The organism is Ruegeria faecimaris, assembly GCF_900182615.1.
GTDB lineage: Bacteria > Pseudomonadota > Alphaproteobacteria > Rhodobacterales > Rhodobacteraceae > Ruegeria > Ruegeria faecimaris.
On record NZ_FXTE01000002.1, the window covers coordinates 140,637 to 159,256 of the forward strand.

Here is an 18,620-nt window from a genome sequence, read left to right on the forward strand (position 1 = left end):
GAATCGGAAAGTGACCGCGGTCAATAAAAATTTGACCATGGTCAAAAAACATGCGAGCTAACCATATGCAAAAACCACCCCAGAAACGAACTCTCAAAACTCGGGCCCGGCTTTTGGCGGCTGCCGAGGCGCTCATTGAAAACAGCGGATACGAGGCGCTGAGGGTAGAAGAGGTCGTCCAGAGCGCTGGCGTCGCCAAAGGGACGTTCTTCGCGCATTTTCGCGACAAGGATGCCTTGATGGAGCTTCTGATCGCAGATCGGCTGAATGCCTGCCTCGATCAGGCCGAGGCTGGGACAGCGCCCAAATCGGTGAATGATATCATGACCGCCCTGCAGCCGGTTCACAGCTTCATGACATCCGAACGGTATGTCTTTGACTTGTTGATAAGATATTCGGGGGCGACGGCTATCGCCGATATCGGACCGATCGCATATTGCTTTGAGCGCTACTTTCGTGTGGTGATGATGTGGCTTGACGCTGCGGATGTCCGACAGGACATTCCGACCGAGCTGTTGGCCGAAGGTGTTCAGGCCTTTGCCATTCAGGCCATGTCCCTTAAGTTCTGCGCCTTGCACGCCTCGACCGGTTTTACCGACCGGTTGAGGGTCTATCTCGATGCATGGTTGACCCCGGCGACCTAGTCACCGGGGTCCTTTTTTTAGCTGTGAATTGGCCCGTCACCGCAGGCCAGGGCCGCCTCACGCACCGCTTCGGAATATGTCGGATGCGCGTGACAGGTCAGCGCCAGATCTTCGGCCGAGGCGCCGAATTCCATCGCCACGCAGACCTCGTGAATCAAATCACCCGCAGCCGGGCCAATGATATGCGCGCCCAGAATGCGGTCGGTTTCCTTGTCTGCCAGAATCTTGACGAAACCATCCGAGGCAAAGTTCGCCTTGGCGCGGCCATTGCCCATGAACATGAACTTTCCGACCTTATAGGCACGGCCCTGTTCCTTGAGCGTCGCCTCGGTCTCGCCGACATTGGCGACCTCGGGCCAGGTGTAGATCACGCCCGGAATGACGCCATAGTTCACATGCCCATGCTTGCCCGCAATCTGTTCGGCAGCGGCCATGCCTTCGTCTTCGGCCTTATGCGCCAGCATCGGGCCTTCGGTCACGTCGCCGATGGCGTAGATGCCGGGGACGTTGGTCTGCCAATCGGCGCCTACCTTGATCTGACCGCGGGGTGTCATTTCAACACCCAAAGCGTCCAGCCCCAAACCATCCGAGAACGGTTTGCGCCCAGTAGCGACAAGGACGGTATCGGCGTCAATCACATGCTCGCTGTCATCCTTCAGCAGCTTATAAGTTACCTTGGCCTTGGTCTTGGTGGCTTCGGTCTTTTGCACCGCAGCACCCATGACAAAGTTCAGGCCCTGTTTCTTGAGGATGCGCTGGAAGGTTTTCTGAACCTCAGGGTCCATGCCCGGGGTGATTTCCTTGAGGAATTCGATAACTGTCACTTCGGCGCCCAGACGGCTGTAGACCGAGCCCAGTTCAAGCCCGATCACACCTGCGCCGATGACGACCATTTTTTTCGGGATTTTTCCCAGCGCCAACGCACCGGTCGAGGTCACGACAACCTTTTCGTCCACTTCGACACCGGGCAGCGCGGATGGCTCGGACCCGGACGCGATGATGATGTTCTTGGCTTCATGCACCTCGTCACCCACCTTGACCTGCCCAGCGGCCGGGATCGAACCCCAGCCTTTCAGCCAGTCGATCTTGTTCTTCTTGAACAGGAATTCGATGCCCTTGGTGTTGCCGTCAATGACTTCGTCCTTATAGGCCTGCATCTGCTTCCAATCGACCGAAGGGCTTTTGCCCTTGAGGCCCATCTTGGCAAAGTTATGTTCGGCCTCGTGCAGCTGATGGCTGGCATGCAACAGCGCCTTGGACGGAATGCAGCCCACGTTGAGGCAAGTGCCGCCCAGCGTCTCACGCCCTTCGACCACGGCGGTTTTCAACCCCAGCTGCGCGCAGCGGATGGCGCAGACATAGCCGCCGGGGCCTGCTCCGATTACGATGACGTCATAGTTTGCCATTTGTCCGGTCCTTGTATTTGGTGGGGTCGGATGCGCTTGTCCGCGCAATGCACCCCCATTGAATAATCTATGCGGCAGCTCGAATCAAAACACAGCTGCCAACAGCATTGCAGTGGTCGCCAGCAGCCCGATCATCCAGATCACCGTACGCCATGGTGTCCAGCCAAATGCATAGGCCGGAACATAGGAAGCGCGTGCGATCAGGTAGACCCAACTACAGGCGGCAGTAAAAGCGCTGGATTGCCCCGAGGTCGTAATGACCAAAGATGCGATAGAGAACAAAACCAACCCTTCGGAATGGTTGCTAAGTGCACGGTGCAGACGTCCCATTGCAGCAGGTTTGTCAAACGGGGTATCACGAGGTCCCAACGCGTGCAGCACATCGACCTTACCGTGGCCAGAGATCAAATAGGCGACAAATTGAGCGACCCAAAGAAGGGCTGCCAGCGACAAGACGGTCAATTCCGTGGTCATTCAGTTTGTTTCCTCGCACTAGGAACGGATGCGATAAATCGGTTTAAACTGGCGTCAGAAGCTTCACCTGAATATGCGCGATCCCGCCACGTTCGTGATGCATGGCCAATTCCTCGGAATCAAAGAAACTCAGGGCCTTTTCAAGATCAACCACCTCAAACATTGCAACGGCATGATCACGCTGATCGGGGTCTTTCCAGATGTGGAGGTCGCGGATACCCGCGGCCTCCCGCATTGGCTTGTCTTCGCGAAACACTTTCAGCCAGACATCAAAATCAGCAACGTCAGCCTGCCAGAGAACATGAGTTGCCATGGTCATAGATCCATCAGCAAGCGGCGTGGATCTTCCAGTGCCTCTTTCACGCGCACTAGGAAGGTCACAGCACCTTTGCCGTCCACGATCCGGTGGTCATAGGACAGAGCCAGATACATCATCGGGCGGATCTTGACCTCACCGTTGATGGCCATCGGACGGTCCTGAATCTTGTGCATACCAAGAATACCCGACTGCGGCGGGTTCAGAATCGGCGAGGACATCAGCGAGCCATAGACGCCGCCGTTCGAAATGGTGAAGGTGCCGCCCTGCATCTCTTCCATGCTCAGCTTGCCGTCACGGGCGCGCCTGCCCTTTTCGGCGATTGCCTTTTCGATCGCGGCAAATGACATCGAATCTGCATCACGGATGACCGGAACAACAAGACCGGTCGGCGTGCCTGCGGCGACACCCATATGCACAAAGTTCTTATAGACAATGTCGGTGCCATCAATCTCGGCATTCACTTCGGGCACTTCTTTCAGTGCATGACAGCAGGCCTTGGTGAAGAAGGACATAAAGCCCAGACGGACGCCGTGCTTCTTCTCGAACTGGTCCTTGTACTGGTTACGCAGGGCCATCACCTCTGTCATGTCCACCTCGTTATAGGTGGTCAGCATGGCGGCGGTGTTCTGGCTGTCTTTCAGGCGCTTGGCGATGGTCTGGCGCAGACGGGTCATGCGCACGCGTTCCTCGCGGCTGGCATCCTGTGCGGCAACTGGTGCGCGTGGTGCTTGGGCCGCTGGTGCAGGTGCCGCCGCTGCGGCCGCCGGGGCGGCGACTGCCTTGGCTACGTCTTCTTTCATGATACGACCGTCGCGACCGGTGCCGGTGACCTGATCAGCGGACAGGCCAGCCTCGGCCATGGCTTTTTGGGCCGAAGGCGCATTGGCGACGTCCTTGCCACCAACGGAATCCCCGCCGCTCGCCGGAGCGGCTACGACCGGAGCGGCGGCCGCCCCTGCTGCTGAACCCGAGATCACCGCCAGCTTGGCTGCGGCGTCTACAGTTGCGCCTTCAGGGGCAACGATTTCTGCCAGAACACCCGCCGCAGGGGCGGGAACCTCGACCGAGACCTTGTCGGTTTCCAGCTCACACAGCATCTCGTCCTGTGCGACGCTGTCACCGACCTGTTTGAACCAGGTCGAGACCGTCGCTTCGGTCACGGATTCGCCCAGCGTGGGCACCATCACATCAACGCTGCCGCCCGAGGCTGCCGGTGCTGCGGCAGCCGCAGGTGCGGCGGCTGGGGCGGGGGCGGCACCTTCTCCGGCGACGATTGTTGCCAACATGGCATTGACGCCTACGGTTTCGCCTTCGGCGGCGACAACCTCACCCATCACGCCAGCGGCGGGCGAGGGGACCTCGACCGTGACCTTGTCGGTTTCAAGCTCGCACAGCATTTCATCGACCGCGACTGCATCACCGGGTTTCTTGAACCAGGTGGCAACGGTGGCTTCGGTAACGGATTCGCCCAGCGTGGGAACACGAACTTCAATGGACATCATTACTTTCCTTCAATGCTCAGCGCTTCGTTCACCAGCGCTTCTTGTTGGGCTTTATGTTGGCTGGCCAGACCCGTTGCAGGCGAGGCCGAGGTGGCGCGGCCGACATAGACCGGGCGGGTATTCTTGGCGCCGATCCGGGTCAGGACCCATTCGATATTGGGTTCGATAAAGGACCACGCCCCCTGGTTCTTGGGCTCTTCCTGACACCAGATGATTTCGGCTCCCTTGAACCGTTCCAGTTCATTGATCAGCGAATGCGCGGGGAACGGATAGTACTGTTCGATCCGCATCAGATAGACATCGTCGATGCCGCGCGCGTCACGCTCTTCCAGCAGGTCGAAATAGACCTTGCCGGAACACATCACGACCCGTTTGATTTTGTCATCCTTGACCAGGGTTGTGTCCGAGTTACCCTTTTGCGCGTCGTCCCACAGCACCCGGTGGAAGCTGGAGCCGGTGGTGAAATCCTCGGCCGTGCTGATCGCCAGCTTGTGGCGCAACAGCGATTTCGGCGTCACCAGGATCAGCGGCTTGCGGAAGGTTCTGTGCAGCTGACGGCGCAGGATGTGGAAGTAGTTCGCAGGCGTCGTGCAGTTGGCTACGATCCAGTTGTCCTGACCACACATCTGCAGAAAACGTTCCAGACGCGAGGACGAGTGTTCAGGCCCTTGCCCTTCGAACCCGTGCGGCAGCAGGGTCACCAGACCGGACATGCGCAGCCATTTGCTTTCGCCCGAGCTGATGAACTGATCGAACATGATCTGCGCACCGTTGGCGAAATCGCCGAATTGCGCCTCCCACAGGGTCAGAGCGTTGGGTTCAGCCAGGGAAAAGCCGTATTCAAAGCCCAGAACCGCGTATTCCGACAGCATCGAGTCGATCACCTCATATTGTGATTGACCAGCCCGGATGTTGTTCAGTGGATAGTACCGCTCTTCAGTTTCCTGATTGATAAAGCCGGAATGGCGCTGGCTGAACGTACCGCGCGTTGCGTCCTGTCCCGACAGGCGAACTGGATAGCCTTCGGTCAGCAATGACCCAAAGGCCAGCGCCTCACCCGTGGCCCAGTCAAAGCCTTTGCCGGTTTCGAACATCTGCTTTTTGTGGTCCAGCAGGCGGCCGACAGTTTTATGGAGTGCAAATCCCTCGGGGGCCCGGGTTAGCGATGCGCCAACTTCGGCCAGGGTTTCTGGTGCAATCGCAGTATCGCCGCGAACATATTCGTCTTTGTTCTTATCCAGATGCGCCCAACGCCCGTCCAGCCAGTCGGCCTTGTTGGGCTTATAGTCTTTGCCGGCTTCGAACTCATCATTCAGATGGGCCTGGAAGGCGGCTTTCATATCTTCGATCTCGCCTTCGGGGATCAACCCGTCCTTGACCAGCCGTTCCGTGTATAGTGACAGCGTGGTCTTATGGGTCTTGATCTTCTTGTACATGATCGGGTTGGTGAACATGGGCTCGTCGCCCTCGTTATGCCCGAACCGGCGATAGCAGAATATATCCAGAACCACGTCCTTGTGGAACTTCTGGCGAAACTCGGTCGCAACCTTGGCTGCGTGTACCACCGCCTCGGGGTCGTCGCCATTCACGTGGAAGATCGGGGCTTCAACCATCAGTGCGATATCCGTGGGATAAGGGCTGGAGCGCGAGAAATGCGGTGCGGTTGTAAAGCCGATCTGGTTGTTCACCACGATATGCATGGTGCCGCCGGTCCTGTGACCGCGCAGGCCGGACAGGCCGAATCCTTCGGCAACGACACCCTGACCGGCAAAGGCCGCATCGCCATGTAGTAGAATGGCCATGACTCTGGTCCGGTCGGTGTCGTTCAACTGATCCTGCTTGGCGCGGACCTTGCCCAGAACAACAGGGTTCACCGCCTCAAGGTGGCTTGGGTTAGCGGTCAATGACAGGTGTACGCTGTTGCCGTCAAATTCGCGGTCGCTTGAGGCGCCTAGGTGGTATTTTACATCGCCCGAGCCATCCACGTCCTCAGGCTTGAAGCTGCCCCCCTGGAATTCGTTAAAGATGGCGCGGTATGGCTTGGCCATTACATTCGCTAGAATGTTCAGACGTCCGCGGTGTGGCATGCCGATGACAATATCGCTTAGGCCTAGGGCCCCGCCGCGTTTGATGATCTGTTCCATCGCGGGGATCAATGCTTCGCCGCCGTCCAGACCAAAGCGCTTGGTGCCCATGTATTTCACGTGCAGGAACTTTTCGAACCCTTCGGCCTCGACCATCTTGTTCAGGATGGCCTTGCGGCCCTCTTTGGTGAACGCGATTTCCTTGCCATAGCCTTCGATCCGTTCCTTCAGCCAGGCAGCCTCTTCCGGGTTCGAAATATGCATGTATTGCAGCGCGAAGGTGCCGCAATAGGTGCGTTTCACGATCTCGACGATCTGGCGCATGCTGGCCATCTGCAGGCCCAGTACGTTGTCGATAAAGATCGGGCGATCCATATCGGCATCGGTAAACCCATAAGTCTTGGGGTCCAATTCCGGATGCGTGCTGGCAGCCCGCATGCCCAACGGGTCCAGATCGGCGGCCAGATGACCCCGAATACGATAGGCCCGGATCAGCATCAGCGCCCGCAGACTGTCCAGAACAGCGCGCTTAATCTGGTCTTCGCTGACGGCAACACCTTTGTCGGCGGCTTTTTCCTTGATCTTCTTACCCGCCGCCTTGGCGTCGATCTCGGCCCATTCGCCAGTCAACGCACCGGTCAGATCATCCGTCGGCATCGGCGGCCAGTCGGACCGCGCCCACGAAGGCCCCTCGGCCTCGCGCTGGACATCAGGCGAGGCGTCGCCCATGGCCTTGAAGAACTCGGCCCAGGCGGCATCCACCGCGCCGGGGTTCTTGGTATACTGGGCGTAGAGCTGCTCCAGATATTCGGCATTATGCCCCTGCATAAAGCTTGAGGCGTGGAAGGCAGAGTTGGGCGTATGTTCGGTCATTGTAGGACCTCAAATGCGATTTCGGATTTGGTAGGATTTAGTTTTGCGGATCTTCGGGGTAGTTTCCGGCCTCGAATACCCAAGTCATTCTTCGTCGAACGATATCTATCGTATCTGCGTCGAAATAATCGGGCACCGGAATGCCTTTTCGTCGTTCGGCCATCGACTTTTCGTGCGGCAATTCAAAGCTGTCTTCCGGCAGCCCAAAAGAGCGATAAATCTCTTTCAGATCTGACTGCAGGTTTTCCTTGCGGACGAACTTGTCCACGATCAGCTTGTTGTTGATCGAGACTATCTCCCAGTTATTGCCCCAGGCCTTTGACCGGATGAACTCTTTGAACTGAGCAATTTCGGTCTGCGGGTCTTCCGAGGGCAATCCTTGCTGATGCTTCCGAAAGTGGTAGTCGGATACAGCACGATCGAAAGGATTTCGTACGTTCGCGATCTTTGTATAGGAATCAAAGGTCTTTGCCCCAAGATTGGCTCGAACCTGTTTCGCAGGCATATGGTTGCGCCATGCGTATTTGCGCCAGAATTGCCATTTCGGCCGGACCAAACTTGCAGTTTTCCCACGAGCACCGACAATACCGTATTTCGATACGCGGATTTGCCCATTTTCAAGCCGCGGAAGACCGGGTTCTTCGCATAAAGGCTGAAGCGCTATCTCGGTAGAGGTTCCCGCAGTCTTCGTCGTCTTGAGATAGATGAATTTGTGCTCATGGCAAACCAAAACCATGTCAGATGGCCTTTCTGGCCACAGGGGCCGCTTGTATAGAGTTTACGCTCAGCAGGTTCATTGAGGGACCTCTGAAGGATTGGGACCGTATTGGTTGGTGCCTGGCTGGCTGGGGCGGGTCAGCCACCATAGGACCAGGAGGGGCGACACAAACAGAACGATAAATGTCGGAATGACGATCAACAGCGTGGCGCGGGTGAAGAGGATGTCCAGATTGCCACCATGCTGGAAATGCGAGGCGAGACCGATGCCAAAGACCAGTACAGCCCCGGCGCCAAAGAACAGCAGGATCGGCAGTAGCGCATACAGCCCGCTGCGCCCGGTATCATGCATCCGCCGCCAGGCGACGGCCAGATGCGGGAAGAACACGATTAGACCAACAATACCCTGCACAGGCTGCGAAGACGTGACGGACACGGATCTGGACGTCTCGGTTTCAGTCACAGCGACTTGAGTGAAGAACTGCGCGTCGATAATCCCGGCGATGATGCTCCAGATCATGATGAACAGGAAAAAGAACCAGTATTCAGACCGCGAGGCGCGACCCGAGAAGGTGAAGAACTTGGCGAAGCAGGTGCGGATGGCGTCAGAGAAGGTCATGGTTGTTGTTTGGCTCATGCCTTGCCCCTAATTTTGGACCGGGCAGTCGAAAACTGACTGGCGGCGTTCAAATAGCAGAAGTGAGCTGCCGACCGAAGTATCGGAAACAAGTCTAGCGGATCCTTCAAATTGCGAGCACCAAAAATCGGCAGCTGCTTGCAACTCTTCATCGTCGACACGAATGCTCAAATAAGTAAATGAGATGCGGTCATCGCCCAATGTTTTTGTCGAGCCACCTGTGACGCCAGGAATGGCGCGAACGATGAATTGATCCATCGGTGCTTCACTAGATGCTTCGGCGCTGGCTAGGTTACCTAAGCAGGCGACCGCTACAACGAGTCCTGCCCAGCGGCATCGCCGGGCAGCGTCCGTCCACCCCGTTTTGCCGAAGGCAAACCAAAGAATTGACGGGCAGGTGCTTCGCACCCACCCGCAGTTGGGCGCCGCCCTCAGCTCATATGGGCAACAGGGAGTCACAGCTCACCCGATCGCTTCCAGCACAGCCTCACCCAGCTGCGCCGGGCTTTCGGCCACGACGATACCGGCTGCGCGCATGGCTTCGATCTTGTCCTCGGCTCCGCCTTTGCCACCGGCAACAATCGCGCCCGCGTGGCCCATGCGGCGGCCCGGAGGGGCCGTGCGGCCTGCGATAAAGCCGGCGGTGGGTTTCGAGCGGCCCTTCTTGGCCTCATCCGCCAGGAACTGCGCGGCTTCTTCTTCGGCCGAGCCACCGATCTCACCGATCATGATGATCGAGTGAGTCTCGTCATCGGCCAGGAACCATTCCAGCACGTCGATATGCTCGGTCCCTTTGATCGGGTCGCCGCCGATGCCCACACAGGTGGACTGACCCAGACCCACATCAGTGGTCTGCTTGACGGCCTCATAGGTCAGGGTGCCAGACCGCGACACAACGCCGACCGAGCCGCGCTTGTGGATGTGGCCGGGCATGATGCCGATCTTGCAGGCGTCAGGCGTGATCACACCGGGGCAGTTCGGACCGATCAGGCGCGAGCTTGAGCCTTCCAGAGCGCGCTTGACCTTCATCATGTCCAGAACCGGGATGCCTTCGGTGATGCAGACGATCACTTCCATCTCGGCATCAATCGCTTCGAGGATCGAGTCCGCCGCAAACGGCGGCGGCACATAGATCACCGATGCGTTGGCTTCGGTCACGTGCTTGGCCTCGTGGACCGAGTTGAACACGGGCAGGTCAAGGTGGGTCATCCCGCCTTTGCCGGGGGTCACGCCGCCGACCATCTTGGTGCCATAGGCGATGGCCTGTTCAGAGTGGAATGTGCCCTGCGAGCCGGTAAAGCCCTGACAGATCACTTTGGTATTTTCGTCGATGAGGACTGCCATTTGGCGTTCTCCTATTTTTACCATTGATGGGTCAGGTGACCCTTAAGGTATTGGTTGTAGGCTCACGCCCATTCAAACTTTGATCCGTGCGCTGAAGTAGTGTTCGCCGCCGATTACACCCACGTCCCGGATGCTGATCGGACCCAAGTCGCTTTGCAAAGCGTTAAAAGTCCCATTGACCGTTGATGGATTTTCGTTGGACACAAACACAATTGAGCAGGCAGTATCGGTCAGTTTGACCGAAAGATCTTGTTTCTGATGAAAGTATGTCGTTGTTTTCGAGTTCTGGACAAATCCATTTGCCGCCGCTGCGTCTTCCAAAGCACTGCGTCCCAATTCTGCCTGACCACACAGCGCGCGGAAATACGCCGTAGCTTGTCCGGCCGAGACCGGATTGGCGCCTGGACCCGCGTTTGATGACCGCTTGATTTCTGGCGGGTTCGACGGCGACGTGCTCTCAGTTGTTGTTTGACAGGCGGCCAAGATAAGCAGTGCGCCTGCAAACAACAGTGGCTTACTGAAAAGACCCACGAATTTACCCCTTAACCGCCTTCACGATCTTCTCGGCACCGTCTTTCAGGTTGTCCGCCGCGATTACGTCCAGGCCAGAGGTGTTGATGATCTCTTTGCCCTTCTCAACGTTCGTGCCTTCCAGACGCACGACTAGCGGAACCTGCAGACCGACCTCTTTCACCGCGGCGACAACGCCCTCGGCGATGACGTCACAGCGCATGATACCGCCGAAGATGTTGACCAGAATGCCTTTGACTTGCGGGTCCGAGGTGATGATCTTGAACGCTTCGGTGACTTTCTCTTTGGTGGCGCCGCCGCCGACGTCGAGGAAGTTGGCAGGTTCGGCCCCATACAGCTTGATGATGTCCATCGTCGCCATGGCCAGACCGGCACCGTTGACCATGCACCCAATCTCACCATCCAGTGCGATATAGTTCAGGTCGTATTTGCTGGCTTCCAGTTCCTTGGGGTCTTCCTCGGTCGTGTCGCGCAGTTCTGAAACATCCGGGTGGCGATACATCGCGTTGCCGTCAAAACTGACCTTGGCGTCCAGCACCTTGAGGTCGCCGCTGTCGGAGACGATCAGCGGGTTGATCTCCAGCATTTCCATGTCCTTCTCGACGAAGGCAGCGTACAGCTGGCTCATCAGTTTGACGCACTGTTTGACCTGCGCGCCCTCCAGGCCCAGCGAGAAGGCGATGCGGCGGCCGTGATAGGCCTGATAACCGGTGGCTGGGTCAACCGAGAAGGACAAGATTTTCTCAGGCGTGGCTGCGGCCACCTCTTCGATATCCATGCCGCCTTCGGTCGAGCAGACGAATGAGATGCGGCTGGTCTGGCGGTCTACCAGCAGGGCCAGGTACAGTTCGCGTTCGATGCCGGAACCGGCCTCGATATAGATGCGGTTGACCTGTTTGCCCGCAGGACCGGTCTGATGGGTGACCAGTGTGCGGCCTAGCATCTTTTTGGCTTCCTCCGCGGCCTCTTCAACCGACTTAGTCAGACGGACACCGCCTTTTTCCCCGGCATCGGATTCTTTGAAAGACCCCTTGCCGCGGCCGCCCGCGTGGATTTGCGCTTTGACGACCCAAAGAGGTCCGTCCAACTCACCGGCTGCGGTTTTAGCTTCCTCGGCGCGCAGGACCGCGCGACCGTCGGAAACCGGGGCGCCATAGCTGCGAAGAAGCGCTTTGGCCTGATATTCGTGAATGTTCATCGAAACTGTCCCGTCTGACTACGATTGACCGATATAGGCGTGTCTAAGGGGTAAGTTTAAAGGCTTTTTTGACGTAAAGGAGGTTTTTCACGAAGATTTTCATTATTTGTGATCACAGCTTTTCAGGGTGTGATCACAAAACTTGAGCTGGTATTGAGCGTTGATTCGGCAGGAAATTCACCCAATAGAATATGACGTTTTCAAGCTAGCGCTAACCTATCCGCGTCTGAGGCGGACGATACCCTTTTTCACAGACATCACCAGTTTGCGCAGTTTGCCCAACAAGCCTTTGTCGACCAGTGGTCGGACTTTTTTCGACGCGCCGGGCGTGAGCTGTGCGTCGGCTTCGATAAGGCTGTTGATATGACGTTCGAGATCGGGCCCTACCAAACCGGCGACAGTTCTAGCGCTGTCCAGCCGCTTGTCATGACGGCTGTGAAATTTGTAGTGATGCAGCAGGCGCGGGGCGCTGTGCAGAAAACCGAACATCTCGGCCTGACGATAATCGAGGAAGTTGTACTCGGGTGGCAGAACTGCCAGTCGCAACGCGCTGGCAAACAGCTTTTCGCGGATCAGCGCCTGATCTGAGGTCAGGTTTTCCGAGATGATAGTCTCTTGTACATCTCGCAGGAAATCCAGCACTGCGTCCGAAGTGCGAATTCCAACCAGCCCGCCATTGAGATGGGGAAATGCGTTGGGCAGCGGAGTTTTCCAAACACGTTGCGCATGGGCCGAGTTGCGCAAAGGGTCATGGACCATCGCGATATCAAACTGCTCTAGGACGGTGAAGATATCCGACATATCTGCCAGACAGCGCACATCGGCATCCAAATAGACCGTCTTTTCGAACCGGGACCGCACAAGGCTTTCGAACTTGGGTCGGAACCAGCTTTTGTCCAGCATGTGGATTTGGTCAAACACTTCTGTTCCCGGGATGTTTTCGAGGTCGGTGAACAGGTCGACCGGTACATCCGGCATGGCGACCTTTAACGACCGAGCCGCTGCCACCGCTGTTTCGATGTAATCCTTACCGCTTGCGGCAATGACAAATCCCTGAGACGACATGGCAATCTTCCAAAAAATGACCCGGCCCACCATGGGTGAGCCGGGTTCTGTTTAACCGTATAAGACGGATCAGGCCAGAGAGCTGTCGATGCCTTTGCATGCTTCGATCAGGCCCTTCACGGCGTTGACCGAATTGTCGAAACCGGCCTGCTCTTCTTCGTTGAGCTTGATGTTGACGATACGCTCGATACCGCCTGCGCCGATCACGGTGGGGACGCCGACATACATGCCTTCGACACCCAGCTCTCCGTCGCAATAAGCGGCGCAGGGCAGGACGCGTTTCTGGTCTTTCAGATAGGCTTCGGCCATTTCGATTGCCGATGTGGCAGGCGCATAGAAAGCCGAACCTGTTTTCAGCAGGCCAACGATTTCAGCCCCGCCGTCTCGGGTGCGCTGCACGATTGCGTCCAGTTTCTCTTGTGTGGTCCAGCCCATCTCGACCAGATCGGGAAGCGGGATGCCCGCAACGGTAGAATAACGAACCGAAGGAACCATGGTGTCGCCGTGGCCACCCAGAACAAAGGCAGTGACGTCGCGCATGGACACGTTGAATTCTTCCGACAAGAAGTGGGCAAAACGGCCCGAGTCCAGAACGCCCGCCATGCCGCAGACCTTGTTGTGCGGCATGCCCGAGAATTCACGCAGAGCCCAGACCATCGCGTCCAGCGGGTTGGTGATGCAGATGACAAAAGCATCGGGCGCGTTGGCGGCGATGCCTTCACCGACCGACTTCATGACTTTCAGGTTGATGCCCAGCAGGTCATCACGGCTCATGCCTGGCTTGCGTGGGACACCTGCGGTGACGATGCAAACGTCGGCGCCTGCGATGTCCTCGTAGGACTGGGTGCCTTTCAGCTTGGCGTCGAACCCTTCGGAAGGGCCGGATTCTGCGATATCCAGCGCCTTGCCTTCCGGAGTGCCCTCGGCGATGTCGAACAGCACGACGTCACCGAGTTCCTTCATTGCTGCGAGGTGGGCGAGCGTGCCGCCGATCTGACCTGCGCCGATCAGCGCGATCTTGGGTCTGGCCATTTGGAAAATCTCCGGTCGGTATTGAAATCGCGGTTTTGCTAGTCCTAAAACCGGCGCTGCGCAAGCCTTCTGCGGCGCGGCATGCCACCGCATACCGTTTGCATGTCTCCTACCGATTGCGCTAAACCGCCTGTGACTCATGCATATTTACGGGACGCCGCATGTTCGAGATGGACCTGATGTTTTTTGCCGTGGCGATCCCTGCTGTGATCTTCGCCGGCATCTCGAAGGGTGGGTTCGGCTCGGGGGTGGCGTTTGCCGCGTCATCGATTCTGGCACTGATCCTGACACCGGGACAGGCGCTTGCACTGATGTTGCCAATTCTGATGGTAATCGACGTCGCTACGCTGGGCCCCTATTGGAAACGCTGGAACTGGCCGGATTCACGCCTGCTGATCGTGGGGGCAGTGCCGGGTGTGGCAGTGGGCGCCTGGCTGTATCGCGCCACGAATGACGACCTTCTGCGCCTGCTGATCGGAGGGATTTCAGTGGGGTTCGTGATCTGGCATGTGGCCCAGAGAAAGGGCTGGATCCGCGGCTTTGCCAATCGCCTGCCGCCATTTGCGGGAATTCTTGCGGGGTTGGTCGCCGGATTCACCAGCTTTGTCAGTCATGCGGGCGGCCCACCCGCCGCCGTCTATCTGATCTCGCAGCGTCTGTCTAAAACCGAGTTTCAGGCGAGCACAGTGCTGGTCTTCTGGGTCATCAATGTCGCTAAATTCATTCCGTATGCCTATCTGGGTCTGTTCACATGGCACACTGCGCTGGCCGACTTGTTGCTGGCTCCATTTGCCGTGCTTGGTGCATGGCTAGGTGTGCGCGCGCATTTCATGATATCCGAACGCCTGTTCTTCGGTATTGCCTACGTTTTGCTGATGCTGACCGGAACAAAACTGATCTGGGAGGCCCTGAGCTAGACATTGGGCGGCAGTGCTTCGGCCATATCTTCGTAGGACTGGCCCGAAGCCACAAGGCAGGTCATTCCATCCGGTAATGTCACCGTAATAGTCCAGCTTCCGCTTTGATCAGAGGCAAAGACTTCCATCACCGCACCTTGTCGGGCGATGCCAATGCTCTTACGCGTTTCGCCATAAGTCTCGGCCAGTCGAGTCATGACCTCGTCGCGGGGGGCGCAGCTTTGAGCCTGCACCTGCTGGGCGGCCAGAACCATGATACCCAGCCCCATTGTCATATTGAACAGCGTCTTGCTCATCGGTGAACCCTTTTGATTGCGATCTGCCAAGACGGTGACCGGTGCAGACCGAAATACGGTTAAAGGAACGCACGTTGCGTCGTTAATGCTGCGGTGCGGCAAGTTTGCGCTTGAACTTTCCTGCAGAAAATGCCCCATTCTGCGCAACATTATTTCAAGAGGCCGAAGCCAATGGACTCCCGTCAGCGACCCTATCGTTCCGTATTGTACATTCCCGGTTCCAAAGACCGGGCGTTGGACAAGGCCCGCAACCTGCCTGTTGATGCGGTTATTTTTGACCTCGAAGATGCGGTCGCGGCGGACGAAAAAAACAACGCGCGCGAAACGCTCGGGGCTGCCTTGGCTGCTGGCGGTTATGGGGCGCGGGTCAAGATCGTACGAATCAATGGCCTAGATACCGAATGGGGCCGGGCCGATGCCCTAGCCGTGCGGGACATGGACGTGGATGTGGTTCTGCTGCCCAAAGTGAATTCTGCCGCAGATGTGGATGCGTTGGCCGCAATAACCGGTGATCTGCCGATATGGGCCATGATGGAGACCCCGCGCGGGATGCTGAACGCCGCCGAAATTGCCGCGCATCCGCAGATGGCGGGCTTCGTCATGGGCACCAACGATCTGGCCAAGGAATTGCAGACACGGTTCCGCCCAGACCGCCTGCCGTTGCAGACGTCGCTGGGCCTGTGCCTGTTAGCCGCCAAGGCTGAGGGGCTGATCATCGTCGATGGCGTCTATAACGCCTTCAAGGACAGCGAAGGCCTGGCGGCCGAATGCGCGCAGGGCCGCGATATGGGCTTTGACGGCAAGACCCTTATCCATCCCGCACAGGTCGATGTCACCAACGACGCCTTCGCCCCATCGGATGAGGAAATCGATCTGGCCCGCCGCCAGATCACCGCGTTTGAAGAGACCGAAGCACAAGGGCAGGGCGTCGCGGTCGTCGATGGCAAGATCGTGGAAAACCTGCACGTTGCAACCGCCCGTGAAATTCTGGCAAAAGCAGAGGCGATTTCAGCTTTGCAAGCGGGGTAAGCCAGCATGGGCTTTGTTCTTCTGATTCTTGGTGTGGCGCTCTGGTGGGCCGCACATCTGTTCAAACGCGTGATGCCGGACCAGCGCGCGGCGATGGGCAAAGGCGGTGCGGGCGCGGTGGCGCTGGCGCTGCTGGCGTCAATCCTGTTGATGATCTTCGGTTATCGCATGACCGATTTCATCCCAATCTGGTCGCCGCCGACCTTTCTGATCCACGTCAACAACCTGCTGGTGCTGATCGCCATCTATATGATGAGCCCCGCAGGCCAAAAGGGTCGTCTGCTGAACAAGCTGCGTCACCCAATGCTGGGCGGCATGAAGCTCTGGGCCTTTGCGCATTTGCTGGTCAATGGTGATCTGGCCTCAATCGTCCTATTCGGCGGCTTGCTGGCCTGGGCGGTGGTCGAAGTGATCGTGATCAACAAATCCGAGCCGGACTGGACACCGGGCGAGCCGGGCACTTACGGCAAGGATGCGATGTTCTTTATCGCGTCGATCGTTCTGCTGGGCATTATCGGCTATATTCACGGGTTGGTCGGCCCGTCGCCGTTTGGTTCATAAAGGTTTGACAACATGGCAACACTCTATCGTCTGCTGACCGAGGAAGACACCGCAGCCTTCTGTCACAAAGTGTCGGACGCGCTGGCAAAAGGGTGGGAGCTGTATGGCGACCCGTCCTATGCTTTTGACACTGCAAACAACGTGATGCGTTGTGCGCAGGCCGTGACCAAAGAGGTTGCGACCGACTATTCCCCTGAAATGAAACTGGGACAGCAATAATGGCAAAAACCAATCCGGGCCGTTTCTTCGAGGATTATTCTGTAGGGCAAGTGCTGCACCACGCGGTGCCTCGCACCGTGACCGATGGCGAACGGGCGTTGTATCATGCGCTCTATCCGGCGCGTCATGCTCTGTATTCCTCGGATGAGTTCGCCCGGAATTGTGGCCTGCCGCAAAGCCCGATCGATGATCTGGCGGCGTTTCACGTGGTGTTTGGCAAGACTGTCCCTGATGTATCGCTGAATGCAGTGGCCAATCTGGGCTATGCTGAGGGGCGTTGGTTGAAGCCGGTTTATCCCGGCGATACGCTGCGGTCGGAATCCGAAGTGATTGGGGTCAAGCAGAACTCGAACGGAAAAACCGGTGTGGTGTGGGTGCGAACCCGTGGCCTGAACCAGCGCGATGAGGTGGTTATTGAGTATGTCCGCTGGGTGATGGTGCGCAAATCGAACCCTGACGCGCCCGCCCCGGACACGGTGGTGCCCGAGTTGAAACAGGCGCTGGAGCCTCAGGATCTGGTAGTGCCACAAGGGCTGAACTTTTCCTCCTATGAATTTGTTCAGGCCGGTGAAGCGCATCGGTGGGGCGATTACGCGATTGGTGAAAAGATTGATCATGTGGACGGCGTCACGGTGGAAGAAGCCGAGCATATGCTGGCCACGCGGCTTTGGCAGAACACTGCCAAGGTTCATTTCGATCTGACCTTCCGCCCCGAAGGCCGTCTGATCTATGGCGGGCACGTGATCTCGATGGCGCGGACCCTGTCGTTCAATGGATTGGCAAATGCGCAGATGATCGTCGGGTTGAACGGTGGCGCCCATGCCAACCCTTGCTTCTCAGGCTATACCATTAAGGCCTGGTCTGAGGTGCTGGACAAAGCCGAAACTGGCATCCCCGGCGTTGGGGCGGTCCGGTTGCGGCTGGTCGCCACGAAGGGTGGAGAGCCATTCGAGTTGAAAAATGACGATGGCCGATATCTGCCCAACGTTCTGTTGGACCTCGACTACTGGGCTTTGATGCCAGTCTGACCCCACATTCATTTGAACGCAGCCTGCAATATTCGTGCTAGGCTGCAACCATGTCTCTGCTTCGCTCTTTCGTCGCCTGTTTCTTTCTGGCCCCGACCGCCGAGGCGTGTGATCTTGCTTTGGCTCTGGCCGTTGATGTCTCGGGATCGGTGGATTCGAACGAATACCGCATACAAATGGACGGCCTGGCCGCTGGATTGCGTGACCCCATCGTCTCCGAGGCGCTGGTGCGCGGGAATGCGCGGTTGATGCTGGTCCAATGGACCGGAGCCTCTCGTCAGAAGGTGACGATCCCCTGGACACATATGGATAGCTTTGAAGCCATAGATAGCTTCGCCAGACAGGTGGCTGCGGATGCCAGAGTCTGGCGCAATTTTTCGACTGCAATCGGTGAGGCGCTTGAGACCACAATGTCCAGTTTCAGCGAGGTAACCGAATGCAAACGGCACCTGATTGATATTTCGGGTGATGGGGTTTCCAACGAAGGGGTTGAACCGTCCGAGATTCACGATGTGTTGCGTGGGAAAGGTGTCACGGTAAATGCCATCGCCATCGAGGAAAGCGAACCCGACTTGACGGCCTATTTCTTTGAGAACGTCATTGTAGGTGAGGGAGCGTTTGTCGTTTCGGCGGCCGGGTTCGAGGATTATCCGGCCCGCATCCGAAAGAAACTGTTGCGGGAAGTGACCCAGCAAACGGCCGGTCTGAAATAAGTGTGGCAGGGATTCGGAGCTGCAGGCGCTA

At 57.5% G+C, this 18,620-nt stretch carries 21 protein-coding genes; 7 read left to right on the forward strand and 14 right to left on the reverse strand.

Annotated elements, in window-relative coordinates; genetic code table 11:
* Positions 1–65: 65 nt before the first annotated feature.
* Positions 66–644 carry a TetR/AcrR family transcriptional regulator gene (locus FN806_RS06960; RefSeq protein ID WP_142635458.1) on the forward strand — a complete coding sequence of 193 codons (579 nt, stop codon included), beginning with the start codon at positions 66–68 and terminating at the stop codon, positions 642–644.
* Between the two features lie 17 nt (positions 645–661).
* Here the strand turns inward: FN806_RS06960 and lpdA are convergent, their stop codons facing one another.
* The 13 genes from lpdA to mdh all read right to left on the reverse strand — a co-directional run bounded on the left by lpdA (position 662) and on the right by mdh (position 13,826).
* Positions 662–2,050 (reverse strand): dihydrolipoyl dehydrogenase, encoded by a 1,389-nt coding sequence (gene lpdA / locus FN806_RS06965; RefSeq protein ID WP_142635460.1) that lies wholly within the window; start codon positions 2,048–2,050, stop codon positions 662–664.
* An 84-nt stretch (positions 2,051–2,134) separates the two neighbouring features.
* Positions 2,135–2,524 carry an MAPEG family protein gene (locus FN806_RS06970; protein WP_142635462.1) on the reverse strand — a complete coding sequence of 130 codons (390 nt, stop codon included), beginning with the start codon at positions 2,522–2,524 and terminating at the stop codon, positions 2,135–2,137.
* 43 nt (positions 2,525–2,567) lie between these two features.
* Positions 2,568–2,837: a hypothetical protein gene (locus tag FN806_RS06975; protein ID WP_142635953.1), complete on the reverse strand. Its 270-nt coding sequence runs from the start codon at positions 2,835–2,837 to the stop codon at positions 2,568–2,570.
* Positions 2,838–2,839: 2 nt separating this feature from the next.
* Positions 2,840–4,342, reverse strand: coding sequence for a 2-oxoglutarate dehydrogenase complex dihydrolipoyllysine-residue succinyltransferase (gene odhB / locus FN806_RS06980; protein WP_142635464.1), 1,503 nt, complete (start codon positions 4,340–4,342; stop codon positions 2,840–2,842).
* Positions 4,343–4,344: 2 nt separating this feature from the next.
* A complete protein-coding gene (locus FN806_RS06985; protein ID WP_142635466.1) occupies positions 4,345–7,302 on the reverse strand; it encodes a 2-oxoglutarate dehydrogenase E1 component in 2,958 nt (985 codons plus the stop codon).
* A 37-nt stretch (positions 7,303–7,339) separates the two neighbouring features.
* On the reverse strand, positions 7,340–8,038 hold the full coding sequence (locus FN806_RS06990; protein ID WP_142635468.1) for a sulfotransferase family 2 domain-containing protein: 699 nt from the start codon (positions 8,036–8,038) through the stop codon (positions 7,340–7,342).
* Between the two features lie 57 nt (positions 8,039–8,095).
* Positions 8,096–8,638 (reverse strand): DUF805 domain-containing protein, encoded by a 543-nt coding sequence (locus tag FN806_RS06995; protein ID WP_142635955.1) that lies wholly within the window; start codon positions 8,636–8,638, stop codon positions 8,096–8,098.
* Positions 8,639–8,665: 27 nt separating this feature from the next.
* The gene (locus FN806_RS07000; protein ID WP_142635470.1) at positions 8,666–8,914 is read right to left on the reverse strand and encodes a hypothetical protein; all 249 of its coding nucleotides are present in this window, start codon (positions 8,912–8,914) and stop codon (positions 8,666–8,668) included.
* Positions 8,915–9,118: 204 nt separating this feature from the next.
* Positions 9,119–10,000 (reverse strand): succinate--CoA ligase subunit alpha, encoded by an 882-nt coding sequence (gene sucD, locus FN806_RS07005; RefSeq protein ID WP_142635472.1) that lies wholly within the window; start codon positions 9,998–10,000, stop codon positions 9,119–9,121.
* Positions 10,001–10,072: 72 nt separating this feature from the next.
* Positions 10,073–10,321: a hypothetical protein gene (locus FN806_RS20570; RefSeq protein ID WP_142635474.1), complete on the reverse strand. Its 249-nt coding sequence runs from the start codon at positions 10,319–10,321 to the stop codon at positions 10,073–10,075.
* A 214-nt stretch (positions 10,322–10,535) separates the two neighbouring features.
* A complete protein-coding gene (sucC, locus tag FN806_RS07015; protein WP_142635476.1) occupies positions 10,536–11,729 on the reverse strand; it encodes an ADP-forming succinate--CoA ligase subunit beta in 1,194 nt (397 codons plus the stop codon).
* 216 nt (positions 11,730–11,945) lie between these two features.
* The gene (locus FN806_RS07020; RefSeq protein ID WP_185956640.1) at positions 11,946–12,794 is read right to left on the reverse strand and encodes a putative nucleotide-diphospho-sugar transferase; all 849 of its coding nucleotides are present in this window, start codon (positions 12,792–12,794) and stop codon (positions 11,946–11,948) included.
* 69 nt (positions 12,795–12,863) lie between these two features.
* Entirely contained in the window at positions 12,864–13,826 is a 963-nt protein-coding gene (gene mdh, locus FN806_RS07025; RefSeq protein WP_142635480.1) for a malate dehydrogenase, read from the reverse strand.
* Positions 13,827–13,987: 161 nt separating this feature from the next.
* Between mdh and FN806_RS07030 the strand changes: the two genes are divergently transcribed.
* The gene (locus FN806_RS07030; RefSeq protein WP_142635482.1) at positions 13,988–14,743 is read left to right on the forward strand and encodes a sulfite exporter TauE/SafE family protein; all 756 of its coding nucleotides are present in this window, start codon (positions 13,988–13,990) and stop codon (positions 14,741–14,743) included.
* Here FN806_RS07030 and FN806_RS07035 read toward each other — a convergent pair.
* Entirely contained in the window at positions 14,740–15,039 is a 300-nt protein-coding gene (locus FN806_RS07035) for a hypothetical protein (RefSeq protein WP_142635484.1), read from the reverse strand. The genes FN806_RS07030 and FN806_RS07035 overlap by 4 nt on opposite strands.
* A gap of 171 nt (positions 15,040–15,210) precedes the next feature.
* Between FN806_RS07035 and FN806_RS07040 the strand changes: the two genes are divergently transcribed.
* The 5 genes from FN806_RS07040 to FN806_RS07060 are packed head-to-tail and all read left to right on the forward strand — an operon-like array spanning position 15,211 to position 18,589.
* Positions 15,211–16,068, forward strand: a complete 858-nt coding sequence (locus FN806_RS07040; protein WP_142635486.1) for an HpcH/HpaI aldolase/citrate lyase family protein — start codon at positions 15,211–15,213, stop codon at positions 16,066–16,068.
* Positions 16,069–16,074: 6 nt separating this feature from the next.
* Positions 16,075–16,629: an NnrU family protein gene (locus FN806_RS07045; protein ID WP_142635488.1), complete on the forward strand. Its 555-nt coding sequence runs from the start codon at positions 16,075–16,077 to the stop codon at positions 16,627–16,629.
* Between the two features lie 12 nt (positions 16,630–16,641).
* Complete coding sequence (locus FN806_RS07050) at positions 16,642–16,848, forward strand: DUF1737 domain-containing protein (protein WP_142635490.1); 207 nt, start codon at positions 16,642–16,644, stop codon at positions 16,846–16,848.
* Positions 16,848–17,876, forward strand: coding sequence for a MaoC family dehydratase (locus FN806_RS07055; RefSeq protein WP_142635492.1), 1,029 nt, complete (start codon positions 16,848–16,850; stop codon positions 17,874–17,876). Before FN806_RS07050 ends, FN806_RS07055 begins: the two co-directional genes overlap by 1 nt.
* A 50-nt stretch (positions 17,877–17,926) precedes the next feature.
* A complete protein-coding gene (locus FN806_RS07060; protein WP_142635494.1) occupies positions 17,927–18,589 on the forward strand; it encodes a DUF1194 domain-containing protein in 663 nt (220 codons plus the stop codon).
* Positions 18,590–18,620 lie beyond the last annotated feature (31 nt).